The sequence below is a fragment of the Brevibacterium sp. genome (assembly GCF_031179145.1).
In the GTDB taxonomy this organism is placed as follows: domain Bacteria; phylum Actinomycetota; class Actinomycetes; order Actinomycetales; family Brevibacteriaceae; genus Brevibacterium.
The window spans coordinates 95,352-108,574 of record NZ_JAPSIB010000003.1 but is presented as its reverse complement, the minus strand read 5'-3'; the positions used below and the strand labels follow the sequence as shown (position 1 = coordinate 108,574).

The 13,223-nt window shown below is 67.2% G+C and carries 11 protein-coding genes; 7 read left to right on the top strand and 4 right to left on the bottom strand.

Annotation, left to right across the window (positions count from 1 at the left end; translation table 11 throughout):
* Positions 1-44 precede the first annotated feature (44 nt).
* Entirely contained in the window at positions 45-3,305 is a 3,261-nt protein-coding gene (locus RIT73_RS03680; RefSeq protein WP_309130701.1) for a PDZ domain-containing protein, read from the bottom strand.
* A gap of 66 nt (positions 3,306-3,371) precedes the next feature.
* On the opposite strand from RIT73_RS03680, the gene argS reads away from it, so the two are divergent.
* Positions 3,372-5,147, top strand: coding sequence for an arginine--tRNA ligase (gene argS, locus RIT73_RS03675; protein ID WP_309130700.1), 1,776 nt, complete (start codon positions 3,372-3,374; stop codon positions 5,145-5,147).
* A 215-nt stretch (positions 5,148-5,362) separates the two neighbouring features.
* On the opposite strand, the gene RIT73_RS03670 is transcribed toward argS, so the two are convergent.
* Complete coding sequence (locus RIT73_RS03670; RefSeq protein WP_309130699.1) at positions 5,363-6,067, bottom strand: hypothetical protein; 705 nt, start codon at positions 6,065-6,067, stop codon at positions 5,363-5,365.
* Positions 6,068-6,240: 173 nt separating this feature from the next.
* Between RIT73_RS03670 and RIT73_RS03665 the strand changes: the two genes are divergently transcribed.
* Positions 6,241-6,777 (top strand): peptidylprolyl isomerase, encoded by a 537-nt coding sequence (locus RIT73_RS03665; protein ID WP_309130698.1) that lies wholly within the window; start codon positions 6,241-6,243, stop codon positions 6,775-6,777.
* Positions 6,778-6,859: 82 nt separating this feature from the next.
* Complete coding sequence (locus tag RIT73_RS03660) at positions 6,860-7,549, top strand: rhomboid family intramembrane serine protease (protein ID WP_309130697.1); 690 nt, start codon at positions 6,860-6,862, stop codon at positions 7,547-7,549.
* Between the two features lie 265 nt (positions 7,550-7,814).
* Here RIT73_RS03660 and RIT73_RS03655 read toward each other — a convergent pair whose 3' ends face one another.
* Positions 7,815-8,489, bottom strand: coding sequence for a cell division protein CrgA (locus tag RIT73_RS03655; RefSeq protein ID WP_309130696.1), 675 nt, complete (start codon positions 8,487-8,489; stop codon positions 7,815-7,817).
* 248 nt (positions 8,490-8,737) lie between these two features.
* Between RIT73_RS03655 and RIT73_RS03650 the strand changes: the two genes are divergently transcribed.
* Genes RIT73_RS03650 through RIT73_RS03635 form a run of 4 tightly spaced genes read left to right on the top strand, consistent with a single transcriptional unit; the run spans position 8,738 to position 11,282 of the window.
* Positions 8,738-9,883 (top strand): class E sortase, encoded by a 1,146-nt coding sequence (locus tag RIT73_RS03650; protein ID WP_309130695.1) that lies wholly within the window; start codon positions 8,738-8,740, stop codon positions 9,881-9,883.
* The gene (locus RIT73_RS03645) at positions 9,880-10,053 is read left to right on the top strand and encodes a hypothetical protein (protein ID WP_309130830.1); all 174 of its coding nucleotides are present in this window, start codon (positions 9,880-9,882) and stop codon (positions 10,051-10,053) included. The genes RIT73_RS03650 and RIT73_RS03645 overlap by 4 nt, the downstream gene beginning before the upstream one ends.
* The gene (locus RIT73_RS03640) at positions 10,050-10,724 is read left to right on the top strand and encodes an aminodeoxychorismate/anthranilate synthase component II (RefSeq protein WP_309130694.1); all 675 of its coding nucleotides are present in this window, start codon (positions 10,050-10,052) and stop codon (positions 10,722-10,724) included. The genes RIT73_RS03645 and RIT73_RS03640 overlap by 4 nt, the downstream gene beginning before the upstream one ends.
* 45 nt (positions 10,725-10,769) lie before the next feature.
* Positions 10,770-11,282 carry a GyrI-like domain-containing protein gene (locus RIT73_RS03635; protein WP_309130693.1) on the top strand — a complete coding sequence of 171 codons (513 nt, stop codon included), beginning with the start codon at positions 10,770-10,772 and terminating at the stop codon, positions 11,280-11,282.
* A gap of 46 nt (positions 11,283-11,328) precedes the next feature.
* Here RIT73_RS03635 and pknB read toward each other — a convergent pair whose 3' ends face one another.
* Positions 11,329-13,179, bottom strand: coding sequence for a Stk1 family PASTA domain-containing Ser/Thr kinase (gene pknB, locus RIT73_RS03630; RefSeq protein WP_309130692.1), 1,851 nt, complete (start codon positions 13,177-13,179; stop codon positions 11,329-11,331).
* Positions 13,180-13,223 lie beyond the last annotated feature (44 nt).

Genomic DNA, 13,223 nt, shown 5'->3' with positions numbered 1-13,223 from the left:
CATCGATCGTTCTCCACCACTCAACCACGGTTCCACGCCCGGCTCTACCCCTTCTGCTCCTGCCCGCCCCGCACGCGCGGGACCGGAAGCTCGGGCGGCGTGGCCGCAGGGCTGACCTCCAAGGCGGAGAGCACCTCGGCGATGGCGCGGTCGAGCTGCGGATCGTCGGCGGCGAAGTGCTGCGAGGGGTCGTGCTCGACCACGATGTCGGGGTCGACGCCGTGGTTCTCCACGTCCCACCCCTTGCCCTCGAACCAGAACGCGTAGCGCGGCTGGGTGACCGACGTGCCGTCGACGAGGTCGTAGCGGCCGTCGATGCCGACGACGCCGCCCCAGGTTCTCACGCCGATGACCGGTCCGATGCCCTTGGCCTGGACGCGGGCGTTGATGATGTCGCCGTCGGAGCCCGAGAACTCGTTCGCGACGAAGGCGACCGGTCCGCGCCGGGCATCCTCGGGGTCGGCGATCATCGCGTCGTAGCTGCGGGCCGCGTTCCAGGCGACGACCCGGTCGGAGAAGCGCTCGGCGACCAACGCACTCGTGTGACCGCCGCGGTTGTAGCGGACGTCGACCACGACGCCCTCGCATTCCATCGCCTGCCGCAGGTCACGGTGCAGCTGCGCCCAGCCGTAGGCCATCATGTCGGGGACATGGACGTAGCCGATGCGTCCGGCCGACTTCTCGGCGACGTAGTCGCGGCGGGAGCGCACCCAGTCCTGATAGCGCAGCTTCTCCTCGGAGGCGAGCGGGATGATCGCCACCGTCCGATCCTTCCTGCCCCGCCGCAGGGTCAGCTCGACGATCGTATCGGCCGCCCCCTGCAGGTGCGCAGCCGGCCCGCGCACCGGGTCGACCGGTTGACCATTGACGGCGACGATGAGATCGCCCTCCCGGGCCCCGACCCCCGCCTGACGCAGCGGGGAGCGGGCATCGGGTTCGCTGCTCTCGCCGGGCAGGATGCGGGTGATCCGCCAGCCCTGCGCGGTCCGTTCGAGGTCGGTGCCGAGGAATCCGAGCCGCCTCGACGTCTCGCCGAGCGGATCGGGCGGGGTGACATAGGCATGGGAGGTGTTGAGCTCACCCACGGTCTCCCACAGGATGTCGACGAGATCGTCATGGGTCAGCGCCCTGGCAGCGATCCCGCGCCAGCGCAGGGTCACGCCCGCCCAGTCCACGCCGTTCATGTCGGAGCGCCAGTAGTGGTCGCGCATGATGCGGGAGTTCTCGTCGAACATCTGCAGCCATTCGGCGCGCCGGTCGAGTTCGAACCGCAGGCGGCCCAGGTCCACGGACACCGCGTCGTCATCATCGGCCTCGACCTTCCGGGTCGCCGGCGCCACCGTGAGGTCGCCGTCCTCGAGGACCACGATCTGCTTTCCGTCCCCGGAGACCCAGTAGCGTTCGGCCTTCTCGACGAGAGTCTCGAGCTTCCGCTTGGAGAAGTCGAAGAACTCGATCGACTCCGCCGGCTTGGCGTCCTTGACGCCGGCGGTCTTCGCGCCGAGCTCACCCTCGTCGCCCGAGCGCATCCACAGCACGCCGCCGTGGGCGGCCTCGAGGTCGCGGTAAGTCCCGGAGACGACGGGGAACGCGACGATGCGCTCCTCCGCTCCCTCCAGGTCCACCTCGGCGGTGGTGGCGGGCTTGGACTTCTCCGACTTCGCATCCTCATCTGGCTCGCTGATCGCCCAGCCACTCGCGCTGGGACCGAAGGGGGCGGCCTCCGTGGCGCTCAGAGGCAGCAGCCAGGGCCGGGTCGTGCCGTGGAAGGACAGGTCGAAGGCATGCTGATTGTAGGAAGGGTCGAACGTGCGGTCGGAGAGGAACGCGATGTACTTCCCGTCGGCGGTGAACGCCGGGGAGAAGTCGTTGTACTTCCCGCTCGTCAGGGCCCGGCCGGCGTGGTCGGTCTTGGTGTCGGTGAGGATGAGCTGGCTGAGCAGCTCTTCGCCGCGGGTCGGCTGCGACCACACGAGATAGCGACCGTCGGGGGAGAACCGCGGCGTCCGCGCCTCCCCGTACCCCGAGTGGCCGATGACCCGGACCTTCCCATGGCCGAGGTCGATCAGGCGGATGTTCCCATCGTGGGAGATCGTGGCCACGGTCTTCCCGGCCGGGTCCGAGACCATGTGCAGAACCCGGCCCAGAGCCCCTGCCCCGATGCGCCGAGGTGGGTCCTGGCCGTCGACGGAACGGACCTCGATCGCGTCCTCCCCTTCGATGTCAGTGATGTAGGCGGCCTTCCCCGTCTGCCCGAGGACGACGGGCTCGCGGGTGCGGATCGAGGAATCCGCGCACAGGGCGCGGGCGGGTCCCTCCCGGTGGGTCAGCCAGAACGCCTTCCCGCGCCATTCGACGAGGGAGGCATTGCCTCCGTGGTCGGGGGCGAGGTCGCCGAAGCCGGAGCTCGAATCGAGGACGAGCGGCTGCACCTGCGTCCCCGGCAGCTGCACGTCGATGGTTCTCACCGGGGCGTCGAGGCGCTCGAGAATCTGGATCCGGCCGTGGCTGTGCCAGATGATGCGGGTGCCATCGGTCGTGGCGTCCCGCACGTATCCTTCGGCTGCGGACTGGTGGGTGAGCTGACGGGGCGCGCCCGCGTGCGGGTCGGTGCGGGTCGCCAGTCCGTCCCAGATCCACAGGTTCGCCTGCTCATGGGCCTGGTCGGGGAAGGTCGCAGCTCGGTCCGAGACGAAGAGGAGCGAATCACCGACCCACATCGGGTCGGTCAGCGGTGCGGGCTCGTCCGGCAGCAGCCGCTGCCACTGAGCACCGGTGCCGGCGGCGTCGGCGGAGCGATCGAGCCACAGCCTCGGCGCGGTGCCTCCGCGGTAGCGCTTCCAGTGCGCGGGAGGCCGGGAGAACGGGGTCGACAGCACGGTCGCCCCCGAGTGGTGCCGGGCCAGCCCCGAGGCTCTGCCCCAACCCAGCTGCGAGACGGTGCCGTCGGTGCCCACCGATTTCACGACGAGGCTGCGGACCTCGAACTCGCCGGCGTTCGAGGCGATGAGGATGTGTTCGTCATCGGCCCAGCCGAGCATGGTCGTCGCCGTGCCGCCGAGCCAGCTCAGCCGGCGCAGGGAACCGGTGGCCACCTCGGCGAGCATGAGCTCGGGATGGCCGTCGCGGTGGGACACGAACGCGATGTGGGAGCCGTCGGGGGAGAACCGCGGGCTCCGGACCGGGGCATGGTCGGAGGTCAGCCGCCACGCGCGGCCGCCTTCGGTGCCCGCGAGCCAGATGTCGGCGTCGGCGACGAACGTGATCAGATCACCGTGAAGGTGGGGATAGCGAAGATAGGTCACGTGTTCCAGATTACATTCATCCGCCGCGTCGCGGCGGGCCGAGCGCGCGACCAATAGAATAGGTCCATGCCATCTCTGACTTCGGTTCTCCACGCTCGTTTCGCCCACGCCCTCGAACAGGCCTTCGGTGAGGAATTCAAGCGACGCGACCCGGTCATCAGGAGCAGTCAGTTCGCCGACCTCCAGGCCAATGTCGCTCTGCCACTGGCCAAAGAGCTGAAGTCCAAGCCCCGCGACGTCGCCGCCACGATCGTGGAGCACCTCGACCTCGCGGGCGTCTGCGAGACCCCCGAGATCTCCGGCCCCGGCTTCATCAACCTCACCTTCACCCCGGAGTGGCTCGCCGAGAACCTGGCGGCCGGTGCCGAGGCCGCCGACTCAGCCGCAGCCGGGTCGGAAGCCGGACGGACCGTCGTCATCGACTACTCGGCCCCGAACGTCGCCAAGGAGATGCACGTCGGGCACCTGCGCACGACAGTCGTCGGCGACGCTCTCGCCCGCACCCATGAGTTCGTCGGCAACACGGTGATCCGCCAGAACCACATCGGCGACTGGGGCACGCCGTTCGGCATGCTCATCGAACACCTCCTCGACGTCGGCATCGAGTCGAGCACGGCGGAGGAGATCTCCGACAACCCGAATGCGTTCTACCAGGCTGCGCGGGTGAAGTTCGACAGCGACGAGGAGTTCGCGACCCGGTCCCGCGCCCGCGTCGTCGCCCTGCAGTCGGGCGACGCCCCGACCCTCGAGCTCTGGGAGACCCTCGTCGGCTTCTCCCGCACCTACTTCAATCGCATCTACTCGACCCTCGACGTCAGCCTCACCGATGCCGACCTCGCTGGTGAGAGCATGTACAACGACTACCTCGCCGAGGTCTGCGCCGAGCTCGAGGAGAAGGGTCTGGCCCGGATCAGCGACGGCGCCCTGTGCGTGTTCCCCGAAGGCTTCACCGGTCGGGAGGGCGAGCCGCTGCCGCTCATCATCCGCAAGTCCGACGGCGGGTACGGCTACGCCACGACAGACCTCGCCGCCGTCCGCTACCGGGCGCAGACGCTCGGCGCCGACCGCGCCCTCTACGTCGTCGGCGCCCCCCAGGCGCTGCATTTCGAGATGGTCTTCGCGATCGCCCGCGCCGCCGGCTGGCTGCCGGATCACCTGAGGCCCGAGCATGTGAAGATCGGCAACGTCCTCGGCTCCGACGGCAAGATACTGCGCACCCGGTCCGGAGCGCCCCTGCGCCTGGCCGAGCTCCTCGACGAGGCGATCGAGCGTGCCAAGGTCACTCTGCAGGAGTCGAGCGCAGAATTCAGCGCCGCGGAGGAGGCCGAGGTGGCGGCGATCGTCGGCATCGGCGCGGTGAAGTATGCTGACCTGTCCGTCGCCCACGACACGAGCTACACCTTCGACCTCGACCGGATGCTCGCCCCCATCGGCAACACCGCCCCATACCTGCAGTACGCCGGCGCCCGCATCCGCTCGATCCTGCGCAAGGCGGAGGGCGCTGCGGCGACCGGTGGGGACGCGACCCCGGGTGAGTCGGCGGCAGCGTGGCAGGATGCGCCGATACACCTCGGTGAGGCGGCCGAGCGCGATCTCGCGCTCGCGATCCTCGGCTTCGACGATGTCGTCGCCGAGGTGGCCGCCGGGTCCCAGCCGCACAAACTGTGCACGTACCTCTTCGACCTGGCGCAAGCGTTCACGACGTTCTACGAGCAGTGCCCGGTGCTCATCGCCGACACGGCGGAGAAGCGCGCCTCACGACTGCGCCTGAGCCAGATCGTGCTCGCGACCCTGGAGAAGGGGCTCGGCATCCTCGGCATCCGCGTTCCCGAGCGGATGTAGGACAGCGGTCGCCGGGCGCAGACACAGCGAATGTCGGGCCCAGACACAGCGAATGTCGGACCCAGACACGACAATGATCACCGTGCTCTGAGATGTTCACCGAAAAGGGTGATCGTCTCAGAGCAGAGTGATCATTTCTGTGCGCAGAGCTGACTGGGCAGAGCTGACTGCTCGGGGTCCTTCTCGCCCAGGGGAGCCGGAAGGACCCCGAGTCCTCAGTGCTTGGGGTCGGCGTCGTCCTTGCCGGCGGGGACAGTCGTCTGCGTCACCTGCGGAGCGGTGCCCTGCCGGGAGGCAGGGGTCGACCCGACGGGACGGGCATCGGCGGGCCGGTTGTTGGGCAGCGGGGTCGACCAGGGGTCTTCGACCGGCTGGGCCTTCTTCCACACGTAGTAGCCGATTCCTGCGGCCGAACCGGCGAGCAGTGTCCAGACGAGAGCCTTGCGGCCGCCCGAGCTCTTCTTGATCGCCGTCTCCTTGGAGATGCGCTTGCTGGCATTGGTGAGCGCCTTGCGGGCCTTCTTCATCGCCTTCTTGTCGCCCGTCAGACGCACGGCGAGGTCGTCAAGGATCTGCGGGGTCTCGTAAGCGGCAAGGGATGCTGCTGCGGTGGACGCGACCTTCCCGGCCCTTTCGGTGGCCTGCGGACGGTAGGTGTCAAGCCTGTCGGCGAGAGCATGCACCTGCTGGTTGGCCTTGTCGGCCCAAGCCTCCACCTGGGGGCGTGCCTTCTCGGTCAGTGCCTCCACCTGAGGACGAGCCTTCTCCGCGAGCGACTCGACCTGCTGATTCGCCTTGTCGGCGGCTTCGCGCAGCTTCGGGGCCGCGTAATCGCTGGCACCTGAGAGAACCTTGATCGAGGACTTCTTCGCGGAATCGAGCTTCGACGCGACGGGATCCCGACGTGACTTCTTAGACATGAACATTGAAAATCCTCCGTGCCGAGTTCAATTGACCAATCTCCAGTCTACGACGTTACCGCAGACTCCAGCGCGCAGGCTTATCCGGAAATTGCCTGCGCAAACGCTGGCAGAGTCGGCACATGGGTCCCTGCGAATCTCCACAAGCGCAGACGCCGTGGAAGAATGAGAGCATGACTACAGCTTCAACACACACAGCGGTCCTGCACACCAACCACGGCGACATCACGATCAACCTCTTCGGCCATCACGCCCCGAAGACCGTCGCGAACTTCGTGGAACTGGCCCAGGGTGAGCGCGAATTCACCGACCCCGCCACGGGTGAGAAGACCAAGCGTCCCTTCTATGACGGACTCGGCTTCCACCGCATCATCACCGACTTCATGATCCAGGGCGGCTGCCCGCTGGGCACCGGCACCGGCGGACCCGGCTACACCTTCGACGACGAGATCCACCCGGAGCTCCAGTTCGATCGCAAGTATCTGCTCGCCATGGCCAATGCCGGCAAGCAGATGGGCCGCGGCACCAACGGCTCGCAGTTCTTCATCACCACCGCCGAGACTCCGTGGCTCAACGGCAAGCACACCATCTTCGGTGAGGTCGCCGACGAGGAGTCGAAGAAGGTCGTCGACGAGATCGAGGGCGTGCCGACCGGTGCGATGGACAAGCCCAAGGAACCGGTCATCGTCGAGAAGGTCGACATCTCCTGATCATCGGATGCTCATCGACTGCTGATCGACAGGCGCCCTTGCGCGTGAGGAACAGTGGCCTTCGACTGAGTACCATGGTGTGATGGACACACCTGAGGGGGGCTCGGCACAGGAGACTGGCCGGGCCCCTTCCCTGTTCCGTCCCATCGTGACCTGGTCGATCCTCGGCCTGACCGGTGTCATGTTCCTGCTCCAGCTGGTTCCCGGCCTCGACCTGATCCATCGTCTGGGATTCGTTCCGGCCCTGGCCCTGGAGCAGCCGTGGCGGACCCTGACCGTGGCTCTCGTCCACGACCAGCCCTCTCCCGTGCATCTGCTCGCGAACATGATCGGGCTGTACTTCTTCGGCTCCTTCGTCGAGCGGGCGCTCGGCCATGCCCGGTTCTTCGTCGTCTACTTCCTCGGTGCGATCGGCGGCTCAACGGCGGTGCTCCTCCTCGCCGATCCCTTCAGCCGTGATTGGGTGACGCTGAACATCGGTGCCTCCGGAGCGGTGTTCGCGATCGTCGGGGTGCTGTTGGTGCCGACCCGAGAGCTCGACCGCAACATCGGCGGGGCGGTGCTGTTCGTGGCCCTCAACTTCGGGTACGGATTCCTCGTCGCCGGTGTCTCCTGGCAGGCGCACCTGGGTGGACTGGTGACGGGCTTCGTGCTCGGCGCCGCGGCGCTGCTCGTCCGCGAACGGCGTACGATGATCGTCTTCGCCCTGGTCGCGATCGCGTGGCTGGCCGCGATGGTGGGCGGCGACGTCTGGCGCGTGCTCACTGCCTGAGCTCTGTCCACAGCCTTTGTCCACAAGGTGGATAACTTACATCAGTGTATTTCTACTGGTCATAGGCTTGCTTTCGTTTATCCACAGGAACGCTGTGCCGCTTGGGTATAACTTCTCGCGGATAAGACTGCTTCGATTGAGGCTGCTTTCGGGGATGGCTTCTTCCGGGTATGGCTTCTGACTGGCCCCGTGGACAATGCACAGAGGGCGATGCCGACAGTTCGTCGGCATCGCCCTCTGCAGTCTCTCCTCGCCAGCCGGTCGGCTACCGCCAGCGGGTCGACATGATCAGCCCCGCCACGAAGAAGGTGAAGCCGATGAGGATGTTCCAGTTGCCCCAGGCCTCAACGGGGAAGGCGCCCTGGGTGATGTAGAAGGCGACGAGCCAGATCAGTCCGACGAGCAGCAGACCGACGAGCACCGGGAGGAACCAGCGCGGGTTGGGCTTGATGGTCTGCTGACCGGACTGCGAGGTGTAGGTCGCGGTCTTGCGTCCCTGTGCGCGCTTGGCCGGATTGCCCGAGCGGGTGGTGCGCTTTGCGGCACCGGTCTTCTTCGCGTCCTTCTTCTTGTCGGAGGCCTTCGCGTCGGAGGTCTTCGTGTCGGCGGACTTGCCCGTTGCGCTCTTGGCGGCGGAGTCCTTCGGGGCCTTGCCGACCGCCGTCGCACCGGACTTCTCTTCGCCTGTTTCGGGGTCGGAGACCTCGTCGGCGCCCACAGCCTCATCGGAAGTCACAGCCTCATCCGAGGTCACGGCCTTCTGCGCAGCAGCCGGCTTCGCGTCCGACTTCTCAGCCGCCTCGACGTCGGCATCCTGGTCCGGGGAATCCACCTCGACGACCTCGGTGACCTCGATGTCATCAGTGGTGTCGGGTGCTGGCTGCGCGGTGTTGCGAGAAGTGCGCGCAGGGCGCTGGGTCCGTCCGTTGGACTTGGCCACGGGTACTCCTTCTATGGCCGACCGCTGAATGGTGACCGTTTGCTCGGGTAGGGACAATCGCGACCAGTCTACTCGTCACCGCATGCTCGTTGAAAAAATCGGGGCTCCGCAGATGCTCCGACTACCCTGAAAGCGGCACAGGACGCAACTGCATGGCATCTGCATACGATAAAGTGCAGGGGAATGTCCCGCCTGCCCCCGACCGGCAGGCCGTTTGGATTAGAAGCAATAGGCACGGTGGAGCAGTGGTGAATAGTCCCTACTCGGGTGACGAGGCCGACGCAGAGGCGTCGTCTCGACCCACCATTCGTCCTGCCCAGCGTCGCCATGTCACCCCTCCCTCCGATGACAGCACCTCCTCCCGGCCGGACCCCGCGTCCTATTCGCAGCCCCTGCCCAGTCGGCGTGAACTGCGTCAGCGGGAAGCAGCGGCGGCCACGGGTGCTCCGACGGCCGTCTACTCCGATGCGCCACCGATCCGTCAGGACTCCGCTGTCGGGTCAGCGGCCGGCCACCCGTACAACAGGGGCCACGAGCACAACAGCGGCCACGAGCACGGCGGCGGCCACCTCGGCGCCGGTGGTGACATCGGCCGCGCGCATGCCGGTGACGGCGGCCGTGGGGACCGCCCCCGCGGTCGCGGGCCTGTCGAGCGGGAGCCGCTGGGGCCGGTCCGCGGGACCATCCGCACGTTCGGGGAACTGTGCATCACGGCCGGCCTCGTCCTCATCCTGTTCGTCGTCTGGCAGCTGTGGTGGACGGACCTCGCGGCCAACCGCGACAACGAGGTCCTCGCCGACGAACTCGCCCAGGACTGGCAGAACCAGGACCCCAACGAACTGCCGGAGGACCCGGACGAACCGGTCGTGGCCGACCCGGTCGGCAAGAACGAGGCGTTCGGGATCTTCTACATCCCGCGCTTCGGCGGGGACTACTACCGCACGGTGGCCGAGGGCGTCGACCTCGAACCGGTGCTCAACCGGATGGGCCTGGGCCGGTACCCCAATTCGGCGATGCCCGGCGACGTCGGCAACTTCTCGATCGCCGGCCACCGCGTGACCTACGGCAAGCCGCTCAACCAGATCGCGGAGCTGCGCCCCGGTGACGAGATCGTCGTCCAGACGAAGGACGGGTTCTACACCTACACCTTCCGCAACTTCGACATCATCCTCCCCGACGCCATCGAGGTCCTGGCCCCGGTACCGGATATGCCCGACTCCAAGGGCAAGGACCGGATCCTGACGATGACGGCGTGCAACCCGATGTTCTCGGCGCGTGAGCGCTACGTCGCCTACGCCGAGCTCACCGACTGGACCCCGGCGAACGAAGGCGCTCCCGGGTCGATCAAGGACTCGGAGGCGTACAAGAAGGTCTCCAAGAAGGGCGGTGCATGAGCATGTACGGATTCATCTGGCGCAGTCTGCCCGGAAACTGGTTCGTCAAACTCATCCTCAGCCTGATCCTCATCGCGGCGGTCGTCTACCTGCTCATGCAGTACGTGTTCCCGGTCGTCGCCCCGTACATGCCGTTCAACAACGCAACAGTGACCGATGGTGGCCAATGACCAAGATCCTCGTCATCGACAACTACGACAGCTTCGTCTACACGCTCGTCGCCTATGTGCGTGAGCTCGGCGCGGAGGTCGACGTCATCCGCAACGACGATCTCAGCGCCGAGGCGGCCGTGGCCAGAGCCCGCGACTACGACGGGATCCTGCTGTCCCCGGGTCCCGGCACACCGTCCGAATCAGGGCTGTGCCCCGTCCTCATCGACTGGGCGGAGACCGCTGGCGCGCCCGTCTTCGGCGTCTGCCTGGGGCATCAGGCCCTCGGTGAGGTCTACGGCGCCACCGTCACCCATTCGCCCGTGCTCATGCACGGCAAGACCTCGACGATCACCCACGATGGCGAGGGCATCTTCGCCGGTTGCCCGAGCCCGCTCACCGTCACCCGCTATCACTCCCTGGCCATCGTCGATGAGACGCTGGACCTCGAGAAGTTCAAGGTCACTGCCCGCACCGAGGATGGGGTGGTGATGGCGATCGAGCACCGGTCCCGGCCCCTGTTCGGAGTCCAGTTCCATCCCGAGTCCGTGCTCACCGAATGCGGGTACATGATGCTCGGCAACTGGCTGGAGGTGTGCGGAGTCGCCGGAGCCGCGCAGCAGGCGGCATCGATGTCACCCCTGGCCAGCGCGATCTCCTCGACGACGGGCTCTTCCGCTCACTCCGAGTGAGGCACTAGGATCGGTAGCAGTTCCCACTCACCGAGAGGACTGCTCATGGAAGAGCCCAGCTACTTCCCGCCGAACCCATTCACCGATCTCACCGTCTTCGAGGCGGCCTCGGTGCCCACTGTGGTCGTCGAGGCGAAGAACCACCCGATGGCGGACCTGCCCAGCCTGTTCGATCGCACCTTCACCGGCCTGTTCCCCGCCCTGGAATCCGCCGCCGTCGACATCGTGGGTCCGGCGTTCTCCCTCTACACCCGGCAGCCGAGCGACACCGTCGACATTCAGATCGGGGTGCCCGTCTCCGCCGGTCTGACCCGGTCCCTCGACCTCGGCGGAGATCTGCGAGCCGTGCCTGCCGAACTGCCCGGCGGGTCCGTCGCGGCCACCAGTCACATCGGGAGCTTCGACGGCCTGGCGGGCGCCTGGGAGGCGTTCACGGACGAGATCCACGCCGCAGGCCTCCACCCCGGGCTGCCCTTCTTCGAGGTCTACGTGAGTGAGCCGGGCCCGGACGTCGATCCCGCGACACTGCGGACCGACCTCTTCGTCTGCCTGTCCTGAGATCAAGGAAGCGGGGCGGCACATGTGCCGCCCCGCTTCCTTGATCTCAGTTGCCTTCTATCCAGTCCTGCATGCCCTCGAGGCCCCCACCGCTGGGGTCATCGCTCGACTTCGTGGGGCTGGGTGAGGCCGGTCCGGTGGGGATTCCGCCGGGGATCGACGGCGTGGTCGGAGTCGGCTCCGGCGGCTTCTTGGCCACCCGGACCGTGATCTCCGATCCCTGCTGGACCTCGCTGCCTCCGGTCGCCGACTGCTCGAAGACCTTGCCGGCGTCCTCGTCTGCGGTCTCCACCTCTTCGACCTTGCATCCCAGCTGATAGTCGTCGGCCTCGAGGATCTTGCACGCCTCATCCCCGGTCTTGCCGAGGACGTCGGGCACCTGGACCATGCCCGAGGACACGACGAGGTCGACATTCGAGTCGACGTCGACCTTGGTGCCGGCGCCGGGCTTGGTCTCGATGACGACGCCCTTCTCCACATCGGGTGAGTTCTGCGAGATGTGGGTGCCGGCGCGCAGCTTCGCATCGCTGAGGACCTCGCGAGCCTTGGCCTCCGTCTCTCCCGAGACGTCGGGCACGTCCACGCTCGAGGGTCCGGTGGACACGAAGAGCTTGACGAGGGTGCCTTCGGGCGCCCTCTGCCCGCTGGCAGGGTCGGTTCTGATCGCATCGCCCTCATCGACGTCCGCGTTCGCCTCCTCCTCCCGGTCGACGGTGAGCCCGGACTTGATCAGGGCCGCCTCGGCGTCATCGGCGCTCATCCCGGCCACATCGGTGATCTGGACCTGGACGATCGGCGGTGGTTTGTTGATCTCGTAGACCCACAGGGCGACGGCGGCCAGGGCGAGCAGCACGAAGATGCTGCCGATCCACACCCACGCGCGGGAGCGCTTCTGCGGGGGCTTCTCGTCGTGATCGAGGATCGTCGCGACAGCACCCGTCTCCGGGGCCGCCTCGGCGCCCTGGGGATGCGGGCTGGGGCCGACCATCGTCGGGGCCAGCGGGAAGGCCTGTGTGCGATCGGCATCGTCGTCGAAGCTCAGCGGTCTGCCGTCGCGGGCGGCGAGCACGTCCTCCCGGAACGTGTAGGCGTCCTGGTAGCGTTCGTCGCGGTCCTTGAGGAGGGCATGGAGGAGCAGCCGGTCGACCTCGGGCGGGACGTTCGGATTGTAGAAGCTCGGCGGCTTCGGAGTCTCTCCCACGTGCTGGTAGGCGACCGCGAGCTGCGAATCGCCGACGAACGGGGGCCTGCCGACGAGGAGCTCGTAGAGCAGGCACGCGGTTGAGTAGAGGTCGGAGCGGGCGTCGACGACCTCGCCGCGGGCCTGTTCGGGGGAGAGGTACTGCGCGGTGCCGACGACAGACTGCGTCTGGGTCAGACCGCTGTTGTCCTTGAGCGCCCGAGCGATGCCGAAGTCCATCACCTTGATGTCGCCCTCGGGGGTGAGCATGACGTTTGCCGGCTTGATGTCGCGGTGGACGATCCCGTTGCGGTGGCTGTACTCCAGCGGCGCCAGCACCCCGGCGATGACGTTGAGGGCCTCCTCGATCGTCAGTGTGCCGTGGTCGTTGAGCACCTCGCGCAGGGTCTGGCCCTCGACGTATTCCATGACGATGAAGGGAACGGAGACGGAGGACCCTCCGGTCTCCGCGAACTCCTCTTCACCGGAGTCGTAGACGGCGACGATGCCGGGGTGGTTGAGACCGGCGGCGGACTGCGCCTCCCGCTTGAGACGGGTGTGGAACGAGGGGTCGCGGGCGAGGTCGGACCGCAGAAGCTTGATCGCGATACGTCGGCCCAGACGGGTGTCGACGCCCTCGTGCACTTCTGCCATGCCCCCACGGCCGAGGAGCGCACGAACTTCGTACCGCCCCGACAGCACCTTGGGTTCAGTCATTCTTGTCCTCCGCTTTTGTCCACCCGCGTCGGGCGAAAGTTCGT